Raw genomic sequence first — 18097 nt, forward strand, 5'->3', positions numbered from 1 at the left:
AACCCGTGACGTCTGTTGGCGCGTGTGCGTTTAGTAGACCCGCCACTTTAGAATGGGCGTCATGCCCAAAAAGAAGAAGACCCTGACCGTTCAACGCGTGCTCGCCCTGGTAGTCGCATACATCATGCTATGCGTGGGCGGCGGCATCGTGACGAGTATTTTCTTCCTTCCCGCCGTGTTCGGTGCCAATAACGTGGTCAAAGCCGTCGTTCCATCGCTCGCGGTAGAAGGCATCGACTTCGATGTGACCAGCCTTCCGCAGAAATCCACCATGTATGCCTCCGACGGAAAGACGAAGATCACGGAATTCTGGGACCAGAACCGCGAGGTCGTGCCGTTGAAGAAAGTCTCCAAAGTCATGCAGCAGGCCGTCGTGGCCCGCGAGGACAAGCGATTCTTCGAACACGGAGGCGTGGACGTGCAGGGCGTGTTCCGTGCGTTCGTCCAGACCTACGTCAGAGGCGGCGACCAGCAGGGCGGTTCGTCGCTGACGCAGCAGTATGTCAAGAACGCCCTGATCATGCAGGCTTCCCAAGACAACGACCCGATCTCCCAATACCATGCGTCCGAAGACACCATCGCCCGCAAAATGCGTGAAATGCTGATTTCGGTGCAGCTGGAGAAGAAATACTCCAAAGCCGAGATCCTGCAGGGCTATCTCAACATCGCGCAGTTCGGCGGCAACAGCCTGTACGGCGTGCAGGCAGCTGCCAAGCGCTACTTCGGCACCACGGCCGACAAACTGAACGTGGTGCAGGCCGCGACCATCGCAGCCATCACCAAGAACCCGAATTCCTACGACCCGTCCGTCGAAGCGAACCAGAAGGAATCGGAAAAGCAACGGAACATCGTGCTCCAGCTGATGCGCGACCAAGGCTACATCTCGAACAAGCAGTACACGGAAGCCGTCAATACGCCGCTGAAGGACACCCTGAACCTGCAGTCCAACTCGACCGGCTGCATGGCCGCCGAATACGATGCCGGATACTTCTGCGACTACGTCGTGCACAAGATCCTGAATTCCAAGGAATTCGGCAAGACCCAGGAGGACCGTGAACGGCTCCTCAAGGAGGGCGGCCTCAAAATCGTCACCACGCTCGACCTCGACGCCAACACGCTGCTCAACGAGACGGCCCGGAAGACGATTCCTCCGGAGGACCCCTCCGGAATGGAGATCGTCATGGCATCGGTCAAACCAGGCACCGGCGAAGTGCTGGGATTCGGCTTGAACCGTACGTACGATGCGACCGACGCCGGCCTGACCGACCAGACGAAGGACGCCATGAACTACGCCGTCGACTACGTGGACGGCGGTGGCCGAGGCTTCTCCATCGGCTCCTCGTGGAAGCCGGTGAACCTGGTCGCATGGATGGAAGCGGGACATTCCGTCAACGAAAATCTTCAGACCACGACCAGATACCCTACATCCCTGTTCGCGTGCGACCGGTACAAGGGCGGCACGGACGTATGGTCGCTGACCAACGCCATCACCAACAACACCGTGAACCCCGAGACCCCGGCACTCGCTTTGGCGCGATCCCATAACACCACGCAGGCGTCGATGGCCTCCGTCATCGGCCTATGCAAGATCGCCGACACGGCGACCGAACTCGGTTACCACGACGCCTACACCGGCGAGACGCTCGACAAGACGTCGTCCTTCGTTCCGGCAATGCTGGTGGGCAACGTGAACGTCTCCCCGCTGACCATGGCAAGCATCTTCGCCGTGTACGCCTCGAACGGCGTGCAGTGCAATCCGATCGCGTTGAAGAAGGTCACCACGGTGGACGGCGACGATCTGAAGGTGCCGTCGGCGAATTGCCATCAGGCGGTCGATCCGGAAATCATCCAGACCCTTGCCTGGGCCATGAACCAGGGCGTGGTCCGTGCGGATGGCGCCGGCCAGGTGGCGAAGCTCGCGAACAATCGCAAGACCTTCGCCAAAACCGGTACCCATGAGGACCAGTACGTGACGACGGGCGGCTTCATCCCGAACCAGATCGCCACGTTCGTGCTGGTCGGCGACGTGCAGAATCCCGTGCAGAACCCGATCGCGAACATCGCCATCAACGGCCAGTATCACAGCTATTGGGATGGTTCGACCATCGCGGCTCCGGCTTGGCGTGACTTCATGAACGCGTACGCCGAACGTAAGCAACTGCCTATTGACAACGATTACGGCCAGGCGGCGTCCAAGTATTCCGCGACCTCCAGTAGCGTCACGCCGATCGGAGGAGGCAAGAAGACCACGCCGACGCAACAGCAGTCGACCATCATCCAACAGCAGAACCAGTCGATTCAGCAGTCGCAGCAAAACCAGCAGTCCCAGCAGTCGCAGCAATCGGCTCAGAACCAGCAATCGCAGCAGACTACGCAGGGTCAGCAGTGACGCCATGCCGCATCGCGGTTCCGTAATGTCCGTGGTGTCCGCGATGCGCGCATCACAGGAAAAGTGAACAGTCCATGAACGCCCGTCCCAACAGGCGGGCGTTCTGCTTACAATGCAGGTGGCGCCGCTCCATTGGCTCCATCCGATTCCACTGGTGCCATTTGCTGGAAACGCGGCGCGATATCGATGGTTTTGGGATTTTCCAAAGAAAGAGATGACGATGGGCAAGGGTGAGAAAAACGACGGCAAGAAGGACGGGACCATCAGGCCGTTCGACCCGATGACGTTGCGCGGCGTGACCATGCGCAACCGTATCTGGCTGCCGCCGATGGACACGTATTCCGCGCTGGCGCAGGACGGCAAGCCGACGCCGTTCCACTACCAGCATTATGTGTCGCGCGCGATGGGCGGCTTCGGCATGATCATCATGGAAGCGACGGCCGTCTCGCCGGAAGGCCGCATCTCGCCGTGCGATCTGGGATTGTGGGACGACGCGCAGATGGAAGCATGGCGCTGGATCGTTTCCGATGTGAAGGCCACGGGAGCGGCGGTGGCGGTGCAGCTCAACCATGCGGGACGCAAAGGCTCCACGGGCTGCCATCCGATCGGTTTTGAAGGACGGAGCGTGCCGAAGGAGAACGGAGGATGGGAGACGGTCGGCCCAAGCGCCGACGCATATGGGACGCTGGCCCGTCCGCGCGCGCTGAGCGTCGACGAGATCCATGCCATCGTCGGACAGTTCCGCGATGCCGCCTGGCGCGCCTCGGACATCGGCTTCGACGCGGTGGAGATCCACGCCGCTCACGGCTATCTGCTGTCCCAGTTCCTTGATCCGCTCATCAACGAGCGTGATGACGAGTATGGCGGCTCGTTCGAAAACCGTGTCCGCATGCTGGTCGAAGTCGTGGATGCGATCCGTTCCGTCATTCCGGAGACCATGCCGCTTCTGGTCCGCGTCTCCGCCACCGATTGGGCCGCAGGCGGTTGGGATCTCGACCAGACCGTCGACCTGGCCAAGATCCTGAAGGCACATGGCGTGGATCTGATCGATGTGTCCACCGGCGGAATGATCCCCGACGTGACCATTCCGGTGAAGCCCGGCTACCAGGTGCCGTTCGCCGAACAGGTGCGGTCGCGCGCCGGTATTCCGACCACCGCGGTGGGCCTTATCACCAAGCCGAAGCAGGCCAAGAAGATTCTGAAATCGGGTGCGGCGGATGCCGTGGAGATCGGTCGGGCGGCATTGCGCGACCCGTACTGGCCGCTACGCGCCGCGTATAAGCTGGATGTGCCGGTCGACAAGGTCCCATACCAGCCGCCATATCTGCGCGGCGCCTTCCGCTGATCGCATCGCGGCCTTCCCTGTTTGCGGGCAATGTTTGCGGGTAATGTTTGCGGGTAAACATTTGTGGGCGCCTTGCCGACTCCTCTTTTGTCGGCTTGGCGCCCGCTTGATCGCTTTGATAATCGCGATTACAAACCCTGCGAGGCCTACGCGTCGACGCCGACTGCCTCGCTGACATGCTCGAAACCGTCCTTCCGGAGCAGTTCGGCGAGCCCGCGCTTCAATACGGTGATCTGCTGCGGACCGCGGTACATGAGGGCGCTGATGAACATCACCAACGACGAGCCGCTGCGAATCTTCTCATACGCCTGCTGAGGGGTAAAGACGCCGCCGATGCCGGCGATCGCGAACCGGTCGCCATACTCGCGGTAGACCTGCCTGATACGCTCGTTGCTGGCCGCGTAGCAAGGCGAACCGGACAGACCGCCCTCCCAGTCGCGCGGAATGTTCATGCCGGTGCGGTCCTTCTGCAGGTTCGCTATCGACAGACCCTGCACATTGTGCTCGGCCAGTACGTCCAGCAAATCCTTGAATTCAGGCCACGTCTTGTTCAACGGCATCTTGACGAGCGTTGGCTGCGGACGGTCAATCTTGTCGAGCTCGGTGAACAGCTTGTCGAGTGCCTCGGGGTTTTCGTTGAACGGTTCGCCCGCCATCGTGTTCGGGCAGGAGATGTTCACTTCGACCATGGCGGTGCGGCCGGCCGCGCGGCGCATCGAAATGCAGTAATCCTCGATGCCCTCATCCAAATCTCCGGTCTTGCCGTCGTTCGTGCGGGCGATGGACACCGAAACCTGCATGCTCTTGGCCTTCGTCCACGCGTTCTCGGCACGCGGAATCACCACCGCGGAACCTTCGTTGGCCAAGCCGACGTGCACCATCATCGAATCGTATTCAGGCAGACGATGGAACCACGGACGGGGATTGCCGGGGCACGGACGGGAGGTGGTGGAACCGACCGTTTCGAAGCCGAAGCCGACGTTGTCGAGCAGCACCGGCATCTCGCAATCCTTGTCGAGGCCGGCGGACAGGCCGAACGGATTGGCAAAGTCGACGCCCATCACGTTGGTCTCCAGCACCGGGTCGGTGTAGTCGAGCATCTCGCGGCACAGCCACATCAGCGGCGGAATGTTGCGTGTGACCTTGCAGAATTCGATCATCTGGCTGTGCGCCACGTCGGGCGTGTGGTTGAAGACAAAATGCGGCTTGACGATGTGCTTGTAGCCGAAGGTGAAGAGGTCGGTGGTGGCTTTGTTCGCGGCGTCGTGCCAAAAGTTTTCGGAAACGTATGTCATGGTTCCTTATTCTCGCACGTTTTCGTCGGTTTCGCACGACGGACTTGGGGCTGCTTTGATTGGGTGGCATGGCATGTTCGCTTTTGTGTGGTTTGTGCTGAATTTCAGGCGATTGCGACGTGGGTTTGCGTGAAAAACAGGCGAAACGCTCAACTCGGTTTTATTTTTGAGTGAACATGTGCGATAATGTTCACATGATATCGTCACAACGTCAGCATTTGATTCTGAGCCGTCTGCGCACCCGCGGCGCGGTGCGCATCACCGCGCTGTCCAAAGAGCTGGGCGTCTCCGCCATGACCATCCGCCGCGATATCGCCGACTTGGCCGACAAGGGACTGCTGAAGCGCGTGCACGGCGGCGCCGTCAGCACCAGCACGCTGCTGAGCGAACCGTTGTTCTCCGTAAAATCGCAGATGGACATCGGTCTGAAGGATGCCATCGCGCAGGAAGCCGTCAAATACGTGGCTCCCGGCGACGTGATCGCCATCGGCGGCGGCACCACGGCGTACGTGTTCGCGCAGCATCTGCTTGAATCGCAGCAATCGTCGGGCATCACCATCCTCACCAACTCCATTCCGGTCGCGGAGCTGGTGCAAGCACTCGAATCGAAGGATGTGGAAGTCATCGTCACCGGCGGCGTCACCACGCGCTCCAACTCGCTCGTTGGACCGATCGCCGACAAAGTGGTGGCGTCGCTGCGCGTCAACACCGTCTTCCTGGGCACGCACTCTGTGTCCATTCCACGCGGCTTCCTCATGCCGAATTCGCTGGAGGCCGCAACGGATATGGCGATGATGGACATCGCCGACCGCACGATAATCTTGACCGACCACACCAAGTGGAGCTGCACGTCATTGTCGTTGTTCGCTCGCTTCGACCAGGTGGATACGGTCATCACCGATGACGGGTTGGATCCCGATTCGGTGGCGAAAACAAGGGATTTGGTCAAAGAGCTCGTGCTGGCGCACCAGACCGAGCCGGTTCAGGAAGGTGAATGATCACATATGGCAGATTTCGTCAACTATACTCCGGGGGAATATGCGAAGAAGCATATCCGCATCACGCCGACCACGCTCGCGGACGGACGCGACTTCTTCTACCTTGATGACGATCCGGAATACGTTTCCGGCGCCAAGACTCGCGAACTGAAGGATCCGCGCCAGCTGCCGTACCGCTTCTCCAACCAGCTCAACGCCGCGGGCGAGGAAGTGCCGTACGCGGCTCCGGAAATGCGCCGCGATCCGCTGACCGGCGATTGGATTCCGATGGCGACCGCGCGCATGAACCGCCCGATCACCGCAGGCCCGGGCGCCACGGCCAAGGGCAATCCGCTGGCCGCGCGCAAGCCGGGCGACCCGTACCAGGACGGCGAAGTGCCGGACACCGACTACAACGTGGTCGTGTTCGAAAACCGTTTCCCGTCGATGGTGCGCGTGCCGGGTCGTTCCGAAGCCGTGGAATACGTCGACGGCAACCCGCTGTGGGAGAAGAAGATGGCGGCCGGACGTTGCGAAGTGATCTGCTTCGATCCCGACGAGAACGGTCTGCCGGCCGACCTGCCGGTCTCCCGCCTGCGCACGGTCGTGGAGGCGTGGGCCTTCCGCACCGCCGAAATCTCCAAGATGGAAGGCGTCGAACAGATCTTCCCGTTCGAGAACCACGGTCAGGAGATCGGCGTCTCCCTGGCCCATCCGCACGGTCAGGTCTACTGCTATCCGTTCATCGCGCCGAAGATGGAGGCCGAGCTGCGGCACACCGAAGCCTACCATGAGAAGACCGGCGGCAACCTGCTCAAGGACCTCATGAACGCCGAAATCGAAGCCGAGGAGCGCATCGTCATGCGCAACCACAGCTGGGTCGCCTATGTGCCGGCAGCCGCCCGTTGGCCGCTCGAGGTGCATGTGGCCCCGGTACGCGACGTGCTCACCCTTGACGAGCTCAACGACCAGGAACGCTGGGACCTGGCCGTCATGTACTCCACACTGCTCAAGCGCGGCAATGCATTCTTCGACAAGGGCGACGGCAAGGGCATGGACCTGCCGTACATCGCCGCCTGGCACCAGGCCCCGATCCACGACAAGCGCCGCGAGAACTACCGTCTCAACCTGCAGTTCTTCTCGTTCCGCCGCGCCGCCAACAAAATCAAGTATCTGGCCGGCTCCGAATCCGGCATGGCCGCATGGGTGTCCGACACCACTCCGGAGCTCATCGCCAAGCGCTTCCACGAACTCGGCCCGATTGACATCGAAGGCTGAAACGCACAACGGCAAAGGAAACACCAATGACTGATGTTGAATTCATCGAACCGCTCTCGCATGACGAGGGCGTGAGAGTCGCGACCAACCTGTTCCGCGCCACCTACGGCGAGAATCCGGCCGGCATCTGGGCGGCCCCGGGACGCGTCAACCTGATCGGCGAACACACCGACTACAACGCAGGCCTGTGCCTGCCGATCGCGCTGCCTCACCGTACCTTCATCGCACTCAAGCCGCGTAACGACACCCACGTGAACGTGGTCTCCGACGTGGATCCCGAGGAAGTGGCCGAAGCTGACCTCGACGGACTTGAAGCCGGGGAAGTGAAAGGTTGGGCCGCCTACCCCGTGGGCGTGGCCTGGGCGCTGCGCGAAGCCGGCTTCGACGCCGTGCAGGGCTTCGACGCGGCCTTCTCCTCCTGTGTGCCGCTCGGCTCGGGCCTAAGCTCCTCCGCAGCCATGACCTGCTCCACCGCCTTGGCATTAGACGACGTGTACGGTCTCGGCTACGGTTCGACCGACGCCGGACGCGTGACGCTGATCAACGCCGCCATCAAATCCGAAAACGACATGGCCGGCGCCTCCACCGGCGGACTCGACCAGAACGCCTCCATGCGTTGCTCGCTCGGACACGCCATCCGACTCGACTGCAAGCCGGGCCTGTCCGCGGTGGAAAGCGTCGAACCGAAGGAATTCGACCTCGACAAGTATGGCCTCGAACTGCTCGTACTCGACACCCAAGCCCCGCACCAGCTCAACGACGGCCAGTACGCGCAGCGCCGCTCCACCTGCGAAGCCGCCGCGGCCCTGCTGGGAGTCGCCAATCTGCGCGTCACCGCGGAAGCGATCAAAGCCGCGGACGATCCGCAGGCGGCACTCGCCGATGTGCTCGCCAAGCTGGACGACGAGACCATGAAGAAGCGTGTGCGCCACGTGGTGACGGAAATCGCCCGTGTGGACGAATTCGTAGACGCCTTCGCCGCCGGCGACATCGCCACGGCAGGCAAGCTGTTCAACGCGTCGCACGATTCGCTGCGCGACGACTACGAAGTGACCGTGCCGGAACTCGACATCGCAGTGGAGGTCGCCCGTGCCAATGGCGCGTATGGCGCCCGCATGACCGGCGGCGGCTTCGGCGGCTCCATCATCGCGCTGGTCGACAAGGGCCAGGGTCATGAAATCGCGCAGAAGATCGCCGACCGTTTCGAAAAGGAAGGCTTCAACGCGCCCCGCGCCCTGCCGGCATACGCCGCGGCCGCGGCAAGCCGCGAGGCCTGATCACAAAACCCGATAACGAAAACGCGTGTTGGCGCACGTCCGTAAAAAAGATGTGCGCCAACACGCGTTTTCGTTTTCAACCTGCTTTTGGACTATCCTCGACCTACTTGCGGACCAGATGGTACACGGCGTATCCCGCGGCGATGACCAGCAGCACGATGCCGTAGACCAGATACGGCTGGCTCAGCGAGGCGCCTCCGACCAGCTTCAGTGTGTATGGGGCGGTGAAGGCGCCGAAATTGCAGCCGACCAGCACCACCGACGTGCACAATGTATCCGAACCCTTCGGGCAGACCTCGGAAATCTGATTGAAGGTATAGGAGATCATAGTGGGGTAGGAGATGCCGGCAATCAGCGCGTCGATGCACAGAACGACGAAATTCGGCGCGAAGAACATGATCAGAGATCCGATTCCCAATGCGACGAGACCGACCGTCAGCGTCTGCGCCTTCAGTATTTTGTTGATCAGGCCGAATGCGAAGCCCATGAGCATACCGCCGATGGTCATGACGCTCAGCAAAGTGGATGCCTGCTGCATCGTGCCGAAACCGGAACCGGTCACCACGGAAGACAGGCGTGTGGTCAGTCCGATGTACATGGTCACGGCGACGATCAGAAACACGGTGATGAGCAGGATGGGGCCATTCACCGACTGCTTGGCGTTGCCGTTTTGGGCCTGCGCGGAATCGTCAGCTTTCGGATCGTTCGGCTCCTTTGGAACGAACAGCACGAACAGTACCAGAATCGGCACTGCGAGGAAATAGACGAGGAACGAACTGTTCCAGCTGAGCAACACGAGGAATCCCGCGGCCAGGGTCATCAACGACTGGCCCAATGATTCGAACGCGGACCTGAAGCCCATCAGTGTGGCCTTCTCGTCGCCGGAGAAGAACTTGGCGATCATGGATACGGCCAGGGAATTAATCAGGCCGAAACCGACGCCGAGGCCGATGCGCGAACCCATGATCACCCAGAAGTTGTTCGTGACGAAGAAGGGAATCACGCCGAAGACGGCCGCGATGACCAGTCCCGCGGTCACAGTGGCCTTGTCGCCGATCTTACGGGCGATGAAGCCGGAGGCGATGATCATGATGATCATCGAGAACGATGGAACGGTGCTCAGTAGCTCCACATTGGCGCGTGGCTGGTCGGGGAACTGCTTGATCAGCGCCGGCATCACGCCGGAGATCGCATTCGATGATGTGAGCAGCAACGAAATGGCAAGCAGCGAGAATTTCATAAGCGGGCTGTACGCGCTGCGGGGGCGTGCCGTTTGGGCGGTGGGGGAATCGGTGGTCATGTTGCGTCCTTACAACGATGGATTGAATTGTTTTGCTTGGGTATGAGTTGGATAATCATCTGTGATTATTATGGTCCGGACGAAACCCGTAAGAAAGGAAGAACGGGCTTCGTCCGAAGTCTGGCATGGCTCAGATCTGTTCGAGCGCGCACAGAGCCGCGCCGATGACGCCGTCGTACTTGCCGGGAATCGTGTAGACGATTGGCAGGTCCTCGGCCGGATACGGCTTGCGGGACATGCGCTTGATCTTCTCCTCCAGACGCTGCTTCGGGAAGTCCTTCATCTGCGTCACACCGCCGCCGATGATGATTTTGGCCGGGTCGAGCAGGTTGATGACGGTCGAGAAGGTCCAGGCGAGATGCTCCAGCCAATCATCGATGAACGGTTCGTCGCCGTATAGGGAGAACGCGTCGTCGATGGAGGCGCCCGGATGATGTGCTTCGAGCTCACGGACGAGCGCGTTGCCGGAGGCAGCCGTTTCGGAGCAGCCCTCCAAGCCACAGCCGCAGGTGCGTCCGGTGGCCTCGTAGATATGGCCGAGTTCGCCGGCCACGCCGTGCAGGCCGACCAGAATCTTGCCGTCCACGGATAGCGCGCAACCGATGCCAGTGCCCACGTAGCAGCCGAAGGTCACGCCTTCGAGATGTTGCAGGTTCAGGCGCTTGGCGTCATAACGGATGATCATGTTCACGTCACGGTCGATGAACACGGGCACGCCGAATCGGCTCAGACGTTCCGGCACGTTCACGTTGTTGAGCCCGGGGATGAACGTGGTCTGCAGCACCACGGTGCGAGTGGCGTCGACCACAGATGGGAATCCTACGGAAATGGCCTTCAGCTCGTACTTGCCGTCCAGTACCTCGCCGAGATAGCCTTCCAGATAGTCGGCGAGTTTGGTCATCGGGTCGTCGCCGCTCAGCGCCTCCTGTGAGCTGACGCGGCGGGAGTCGACCAGGGCACCGAGTGCGTCGACCAGTCCGACGCGCAGATTGGTGCCGCCGATGTCGATGCCGAGGATGACCGGCGTTTTCAGCGTGGCGGAATTGACGGGGCTGCCCGCGGTGGCGACGGTGGGTTCGTTGTTGGTGATGGCGGTGGTGTTGCTCATGACTGCTCCATTGCAAAAATTAAAAGAAATTACGGGTTGTGGTGGTGCCGAAGATGGCAAAGGCGCGTCCGGATAGCATGCGCCATCAGGACGCATGCGGTATCAAGGAGAGAGAGGACGCGCCGATGCCAGCCGGTGATGAAAGGGATTGCCGGTTCGATATGGCAATCGCGACTGTAATCAGTCCTCGGGAGGCAGGGTTTCGCCGGTGGTGCGTTCGTAGTTGGCGCGCATCTTGGCCCATGCCTTGTCGAGGTCGCGGTCCAGGGAGAACAGGCCGGAATTACCGAGGATGAAGGTCTCGGCGCCGGCGTTGCGCAGCTTGGCGAAGGTCTTCTCGCTGCACGATCCATCGATCTGGATCTCATAGTTCAGACCGTGGTCGGACTTGTATTTGGCGGCCTGTTCGATCTTGGCGAGCATCTCGTCGATGAACGGTTGGCCGGCGAAACCGACGTCGATGGTCATCAGCGTCAGCAGGTCGACGCGTTCGATCAGCGGCAGGATGGAATCGAAGGTCGTGAGCGGATTGACGACAAGACCGGTGCCGCAGCCGAGGGCGCGGATTGAATTCATGGTGCGGAACGCGTGGGTGTTCAGTGTTTCGACATGTGGGGAGATGACGTTCACGCCGACCTGGGCGAGCGGTTCCAGCCAATAGTCCGGATCGGTGGTCATCAGATGCGCCTCGTTGCGTACGGTGCTGTGCGGCAGCACCCACTTGAGCCATTCCGGGCTCAAGGAGAGGTTCGGTGCGAAATGGCCGTCCATGATGTCAAGATGAAGGGAATCGGCGTGCTGGCTCAGGGTGCTCACCTGTTCACCTGCGATGGAGAAGTCCATGCACATCAGTGAGACCGCGAATTTTGGAGTTTCCATTGTGGGTCCTTTCTTATGATGGCTGTCTTCGTCGGTACCAACGTTGTGGGGGAGCTGCTGCGCTTCCCGTTGTTTCCTTAAGGTGATTCTCACGATACGATTCGGTTTTATGCTCTTCAACGTCAGATTTATGTCGTATTTCAACATAAATCTGACGTATATTGGGGATATAGCAATGGCAATGGTTCGTGGAGGATTGCGATGAGGCAGTCGATAATGAAACAGTCTTCGAAAGAACAGTGGCGCTTCACGCTTCCGGATCGACCGTGGACGCTGGCGGTCACCGGCAGCGAGCTGCCCAGCGAGGTGGCGCTGCTGGTGGCGTCCGGCAAAGCGAACAGCAAGGCGGAGCTGGTCCGTGAAACCGGATTGGCCCGATCCACGGTGTCATCCTGCGTGGATTCCCTGCTGCGCAAAGGAATTCTTGCCGTGAGCGGTGTGATCTCGCAGGATCGTGGAAGACCCGCGGAGCGTCTGACCGTCAACGATCGATTGGGATTGATGGCGATTGCCGATGTCGGGGCTCGGCATACCACTTTCGGTCTGGCCGATATGAATATGCGACTACTGACGTACGAATCGCATGTGGTCTCCATAGCGGACCAACGACCGGAGGATTTTTTGTCGTGGGCAAGCGAATGCCTGTGGCGTATGGCGTCGAGCGTATCTCCCGATTTGCCGCTTCGCCATGCCGTATTGTCATTGCCTGCCAGGATCGACATTCGCGAGGATGCGCCGATACGTCCGCCGATCATGCCCGGATGGGATGCCTTCAACGCGGTCCAGCACATGAGGGACGACCTCGGATGCCCGGTCAGCGTGGAAAACGACACCAATATTCGGGCATTGGGTGATGCCGCGGCGCTTCCCGAGGATGAACGACCAATCATCGAAATCAAAATAGGCACCGGCATCGGTGGTGGCATTGTGATGAAGGATGGCCGTATATTCCACGGTTTCGACGGATCGGCTGGTGAAGTGGGCCACACCTCGTACGATCCACGCAACCGCAAACGCTGCGCATGCGGGCAGACGGGATGTTTGGAAACGGTGGCATCCGTGCCTGCCATGCTGAGACGAATGCAGCAGCTGTCACCCATGGCGGACGAACCGACCAGCGTGGAACAGCTCATCGAACGACTGCACGACGGCAACCTCGGTGCGGAACAGGCTGTGGAAGAAGCCGGAGAATCCATCGGCATCATGGTGGCGACGCTATGCAACATCCTCAACCCAAGACATGTGATCGTCAGCGGACTCATTGCGGAGGCAAGCGACGAACTGCTTACCGCCATCCGCACCACCGTCTACAGGACCGCCCGCCCATTGACCACGCGAAACCTGAGTATCGGGCGCAGTCCTCTTGGACGCCTTGCAGGCGTGGCCGGAGGAGTGGTGCTGGCCACTCAGGAGACGTTGTCTCCCGAGCGATTGCTTGAACGGGAATAGCCCGCAAGGTTCGTGCGGTAGGCGCGACACGCCCGGACGACTTACGAAGAATTTTCATTCGTGATACGTTGACCACTGTTTTTGAAAACCGCATGGCATAGCCGAAATCAAGGTGTATGCCATGCGGTTTTTTCTTTTGTTCCGAGAACAGGCAGCGAAGCCCGGACGCGCATATGGCGGTCCGGGCTTTCGCATGTTTGCGTGCCCGTATGTCGGCTTGCGAAATCCGCAGGTCTGCCGGTCTGCCGGCACGGGTCTCGGGCGGGGGAGTCGACAGACAGAACAAGAAGAAAGACAAGGAGAACTGTGTCACAAACCGCATCAATGCAGCAGTCACATGAACATGATCAGCCACGTTTCGAGCATCCGCACAAGGTGATGCTCGGCCTGTATATCGGCGCGTTCCTGGGCATGCTGTCCGAAACGTCCATGAACATCGCGTTGCCGGATCTGTGCGACGCATTCAACATCACCACCGGAACCGCGCAGTGGATGGTGGTCGGCTACATGCTGGCCATCGGCGTGGTGCTGCCGTGCGTCGGATTCCTGCTCAAGTGGGTCAAGGCGAAGACGCTGGTGCTGTTTGCGCTGGTCTGCTTCGCGATCGGTTCCGTGCTGTCTGCCTTCGCCCCTGTGTTCGCGCTGGTGCTGGCCGGACGAATCATTCAGGGTATCGGCACCGGCATCGTGCTGCCGACCATGTACGCCGCGATCATGCGCGTGTTCCCGCCGTTCATGATCGGCGCCGCCAACGGCGTGGCCGGCCTGGTCATCATGTTCGCGCCGGTGATCGGCCCGACCCTCGCCGGCATCCTGATTGGCGCCTTCTCCTGGCGTGCCATCTTCGTGCTGTTCGCCGTCGTGGCCGTCGTGGCCATCGTTTGCACCGCGGTCTTCTTCGTCACCCCGATCGAAACGACGCGTCCGAAGGTCGACATCCTCTCGGTCATCGCCTCGGTCATCGGCTTCGGCTGCCTGGTCGCGGGCGTGAGCCTCGTGGCGGACATGGGCTTCAGCGCGCTGGTGATCGCGCTGCTGGTCATCGGCATCGTGGTCGTCGCGTTCTACGCATACCGTCAGCTGCACATCGAGCATCCGGTGCTGGAGCTGCGTGCCTTGGGCATCGAGGCCTTCCGTGTTCCGGCTCTGATGGTCACCTGCTCGTTCGCCTGCACGCTGGCGCTCATGTTCCTCGCACCGCAGGAGCTGCAGCGTGGTCTGGGTCTGGATTCCTCCACGGCCGGCATGCTGATGCTTGCGGGCGGTGTGGTGAACGCCATCTTCTCCTTCGCGACCGGCCGCATGTATGACAAGGTCGGCGCCCGCCCGCTGGTCAGGTGCGGTGCGGTGGTGGCCGTGATCGGCTCGCTGCTGTTCCTCGCCATCGGCGTCACCACCGCTCCGGCGTTCTTCGTGCTGGCGCATGTGGTGTTCATGATCGGCATTCCGCTTATGCAGCAGTCCGCGCAGTCCGCGGCTCTGAAGGGTCTGCCGCGCGAGCTTGCCGCCGACGGCTCCACCATCCTCAACACCATGCAGCAGGTGTGCGGCGCGATCGGCACCGCGGTGGCCACCTGTCTGCTCGGCATGGGTTCCGGCGCGACCGAGGCGGAGAGCTTCGTCGCCGGCTCCCGTTACGGCTACGTGTTCGGTCTGGTTCTGGTCGTGATCGTGTTCGTGCTGTCCTTCTTCCTGAAGGAGGATCGCGCCTCCCGCAAGTGAACGACGGGTCGCTTTTGACGAATGTCAGGTCCGTCCATCGCCGCTTTTCGCGTGCGATGGACGGACCTTTTTTATTCGCGCGGAAGCGATGGAAATGTTACGTTATACGATTAACGGCGTGTCGCGATATGTTCGTTTTCGGTTATGCGGGGGAATGGCGATATGTCGCCGATGAGCACGTTCTCAATGACGATATGTGCAAAACAATGTGAGCGCTAACCATTGAGATAAACGATTAACGTTTTGACATTAAACGATTAACGATTTATAGTGTTAACTACCGCGAAGGAAACAACCACAAAGCAAGTGGTTGGCGGAATCGCACCCGTGTTTCTCACATTGGTGCGAGGAGGAAACATCAAGGAAGAAGGAGCCTAATCATGGCACGAAGGAGTGTTCGCCTGCTGGCGTCGATCGCGGCAATCGCGACTATGGCCACGGCACTGACCGCCTGCGGCAACAAGCAGGCCACCACCGATTCGAATGGCAAGCCGATCGTCAACATCCTGGTTCGCCGCAACGTGACCGACCATCCGATGAAGGACACTCAGTATTCCAAGGACCTGGAAGCGGCCTGCGACTGCACCATCGAATGGCAGGAAGTCTCCGACAACGCCTGGGGCCAGCAGAAGAGCGCCAAGATGGCCGCCGGCGAATTCCCGGACATCGGCCTGAGCCTGTTCAGCATGGTCGACGCGGCTAAGTACAACACCTACTTCGAGGACCTGAAGCCGCATCTGGACAAGATGCCGAACGTCAAGAAGTTCCTCAAGGCCCAGCCAGGCGCGGAGAAGTACGTGACTGACGGAACCAAGATCGCCATGCTGCCGTCCGACCGCGGCAAAGGCTACGAGGTCTCCGGAACCCACATGTTCATCAACAAGACCTGGCTCGACAAGCTCGGACTCAAGATGCCGACCACCTGGGATGAGCTCGAAAAAGTGCTCGAAGCCTTCAAGAACGACGACCCGAATGGCAACGGCAAGGCCGATGAGATCCCGATGAACATCCGCAGCCTAGGCTTCGGCCTGTGGAGTCCGTTGACCCTGATGAACTCCGAAGGCGTGGTCACCTCCTTCATGGGAGGCGGCGCCTCCGAGCAGGGCTACTACGTGGACAACGGCAAGGTCAAGAGCTACTACACCTCCGACGCCCTCAAGGACGTCGTCTCCTACCTGCACGAGCTCATGGCCAAGGGGCTCATCCCGAAGGACGTGCTCACCCGCGATGACTCCCAGTACACCGCACAGACCGTCAGCGACGGCAAGACCGCCCGCACCGGCGTTTCCTTCGGCTGGTCCAACTACGCCGAATACGGCAACAGCTTGGGCGACCAGTACGTCACCCTGCCGCCGCTGAAGAAGGACGCCTCCACGCCAGACTCCCAGGTGAAGTGGGACGCATCCCAGGACGCCTGCCGCTGGGCCTACTCCGGCTCCGGTCTGACCGTCAACCCGAACGCCGCCAACCAGGACGCCATCTACAAGGTCATCAACGCCATGTACAGCGAGAAGCTTTCCGTGGCCGGATTCTTCGGTTCCATTCCGGACATCGTCTCCGATGACGGCAACCACCAGTACACCATCGACAAGAAGAAGGCCTACGCCGAATATCCCGATACCCGCGCCATCGCCCTGCAGGACCGCTTCGGCGGCTGGATCCGTGACGATGTGAAGATGGTCAACGACACCAACGCCGATCAGGTCACCGCCTCCGATCAGGCCATCCGCGAGGCCCGCAACCGCGTCGACGGCGTCAAGGACGTCATCCCGATCTATGTCCGCCCGAACACCGAGGATTCCAACACCCTGCAGAACAACAACACCGCCATCTCCAACTACGCGAACAACCAGATCGCGAAGTGGTTCCAGAAAGGCGGCATCGACAAGGAATGGGACGCCTACGTGAAGAAGGTGTCCGAGCCGAGCCTCGGTCTCGACGCCAACATCAAGATTTGGCAGAAGTGGTACGACAAGTACACCAAGTAGCCAATTGATACCGGCGTGGTCTGCATATGCGGGTTCACAATTCTCTCCCGTAACTGCCGTCAGACCCCGCCTCTTTTTTCCCTAGCAACCATCCTAAATTGGAGACCATCATGAGTGCACAAACATCGCAAGGCGTTGCTGCACGGACCGTGGCGATGGATGCGGTTCCCGACCGCAAGAAACCAGGCCTGCTTGATCGCATCGCCGACCACTTCCGCCGTTACTGGCAGCTGTGGATCCTTTCCGCCCCCGCACTGTTCTTCGTGGCCCTGTTCGCCTACGTGCCGATGTGGGGCATCCAGCTCGCCTTCCGCGAGTTCGACCCGACCAAAGGCCTGACCGGCGGCAAATTCGTCGGCTTCAAGTACTTCCTGGAATTCTTCCATAACCCGCTGTTCGGCGAGATCATGACCAACACCATCCGCATCTCCCTGTGGACGCTGGTCATGGGATTCATCTTCCCGATCATCCTGGCCCTGCTCATCAACCAGATCGGTTCCAAGAAGATCAAGGGCTTCGTGCAGACGATCACCTACATGCCGCATTTCATCTCCGTGGTGGTCATCGTCTCCATGCTCAACATCTTCCTTACCCCGGGAACCGGCATCCTCGGCCGCTTCTTCGGCGACGAATCGCTGATGGGTTCCACCAGCGCCATCACCGCCGTCTACTGGATCTCCGAAGTCTGGCAGCACGTCGGCTGGAACTCCATCATCTACCTGGCCGCGCTCGCCGGCGTGGACACCTCGCTGTACGAAGCGGCGAAGATCGACGGCGCCGGACGCCTGCAGTTGATCCGCTACGTCGACATCCCGACGATCATGCCTACCTGCGCGATCCTGCTCATCATGAACATGGGCTCCGTGCTGAACGTGGGCTTCGACAAGATCTACCTGATGCAGAATTCGCTAAACCTGCCGGCCACCGAAGTCATCGCGACCTACACCTACAAAATCGGTATTATCAACGGCCAGTATTCGTACTCGACGGCAATCGGCCTGTTCAACACCCTGGTCAACTTCGTCTTCCTGATCACCGCCAACGCGATCGCGAAGCGCGTTTCCGATACGAGCATTTTCTAGGAGGAATC

Annotated in this window: 13 protein-coding genes; 9 read left to right on the forward strand and 4 right to left on the reverse strand. The window is 60.4% G+C overall.

Annotated elements, in window-relative coordinates:
- The first annotated feature begins 52 nt into the window (after positions 1 to 52).
- Positions 53 to 2389, forward strand: a complete 2337-nt coding sequence (locus tag AC1ATL_RS08425) for a transglycosylase domain-containing protein (protein ID WP_476569888.1) — start codon at positions 53 to 55, stop codon at positions 2387 to 2389.
- A gap of 220 nt (positions 2390 to 2609) precedes the next feature.
- Complete coding sequence (locus AC1ATL_RS08430; RefSeq protein WP_476569889.1) at positions 2610 to 3734, forward strand: NADH:flavin oxidoreductase/NADH oxidase; 1125 nt, start codon at positions 2610 to 2612, stop codon at positions 3732 to 3734.
- Positions 3735 to 3880: 146 nt separating this feature from the next.
- Here the strand turns inward: AC1ATL_RS08430 and AC1ATL_RS08435 are convergent, their stop codons facing one another.
- Complete coding sequence (locus AC1ATL_RS08435) at positions 3881 to 5029, reverse strand: quinone-dependent dihydroorotate dehydrogenase (RefSeq protein ID WP_476569890.1); 1149 nt, start codon at positions 5027 to 5029, stop codon at positions 3881 to 3883.
- Between the two features lie 194 nt (positions 5030 to 5223).
- Here AC1ATL_RS08435 and AC1ATL_RS08440 point away from each other — a divergent pair, with 194 nt between their 5' ends.
- From AC1ATL_RS08440 to galK, 3 genes are read left to right on the forward strand one after another with little or no spacing between them, the layout of a single operon-like run.
- Positions 5224 to 6027: a DeoR/GlpR family DNA-binding transcription regulator gene (locus tag AC1ATL_RS08440; protein WP_217063566.1), complete on the forward strand. Its 804-nt coding sequence runs from the start codon at positions 5224 to 5226 to the stop codon at positions 6025 to 6027.
- Positions 6028 to 6033: 6 nt separating this feature from the next.
- Complete coding sequence (galT, locus tag AC1ATL_RS08445) at positions 6034 to 7284, forward strand: galactose-1-phosphate uridylyltransferase (protein WP_432623720.1); 1251 nt, start codon at positions 6034 to 6036, stop codon at positions 7282 to 7284.
- Between the two features lie 26 nt (positions 7285 to 7310).
- A complete protein-coding gene (gene galK / locus AC1ATL_RS08450; RefSeq protein WP_432623718.1) occupies positions 7311 to 8561 on the forward strand; it encodes a galactokinase in 1251 nt (416 codons plus the stop codon).
- Between the two features lie 103 nt (positions 8562 to 8664).
- Here the strand turns inward: galK and AC1ATL_RS08455 are convergent, their stop codons facing one another.
- The 3 genes from AC1ATL_RS08455 to alsE all read right to left on the reverse strand — a co-directional run bounded on the left by AC1ATL_RS08455 (position 8665) and on the right by alsE (position 11848).
- Positions 8665 to 9861 carry an MFS transporter gene (locus AC1ATL_RS08455; protein ID WP_476569891.1) on the reverse strand — a complete coding sequence of 399 codons (1197 nt, stop codon included), beginning with the start codon at positions 9859 to 9861 and terminating at the stop codon, positions 8665 to 8667.
- A 130-nt stretch (positions 9862 to 9991) separates the two neighbouring features.
- The gene (alsK, locus tag AC1ATL_RS08460; RefSeq protein WP_476569892.1) at positions 9992 to 10969 is read right to left on the reverse strand and encodes an allose kinase; all 978 of its coding nucleotides are present in this window, start codon (positions 10967 to 10969) and stop codon (positions 9992 to 9994) included.
- A 180-nt stretch (positions 10970 to 11149) separates the two neighbouring features.
- On the reverse strand, positions 11150 to 11848 hold the full coding sequence (gene alsE, locus AC1ATL_RS08465; RefSeq protein ID WP_432623601.1) for a D-allulose 6-phosphate 3-epimerase: 699 nt from the start codon (positions 11846 to 11848) through the stop codon (positions 11150 to 11152).
- A 201-nt stretch (positions 11849 to 12049) separates the two neighbouring features.
- Between alsE and AC1ATL_RS08470 the strand changes: the two genes are divergently transcribed.
- The 4 genes from AC1ATL_RS08470 (at position 12050) to AC1ATL_RS08485 (ending at position 18089) form a co-directional block, all read left to right on the forward strand.
- Positions 12050 to 13297, forward strand: coding sequence for an ROK family protein (locus tag AC1ATL_RS08470; RefSeq protein ID WP_476569893.1), 1248 nt, complete (start codon positions 12050 to 12052; stop codon positions 13295 to 13297).
- A gap of 324 nt (positions 13298 to 13621) precedes the next feature.
- Positions 13622 to 15019, forward strand: a complete 1398-nt coding sequence (locus tag AC1ATL_RS08475) for an MFS transporter (RefSeq protein ID WP_432623613.1) — start codon at positions 13622 to 13624, stop codon at positions 15017 to 15019.
- 380 nt (positions 15020 to 15399) lie between these two features.
- The gene (locus AC1ATL_RS08480) at positions 15400 to 17007 is read left to right on the forward strand and encodes a type 2 periplasmic-binding domain-containing protein (RefSeq protein WP_476569894.1); all 1608 of its coding nucleotides are present in this window, start codon (positions 15400 to 15402) and stop codon (positions 17005 to 17007) included.
- A 110-nt stretch (positions 17008 to 17117) separates the two neighbouring features.
- Positions 17118 to 18089 carry an ABC transporter permease gene (locus AC1ATL_RS08485; protein WP_432623595.1) on the forward strand — a complete coding sequence of 324 codons (972 nt, stop codon included), beginning with the start codon at positions 17118 to 17120 and terminating at the stop codon, positions 18087 to 18089.
- Positions 18090 to 18097 lie beyond the last annotated feature (8 nt).

This window comes from Bifidobacterium sp. LH_743, from assembly GCF_056355775.1.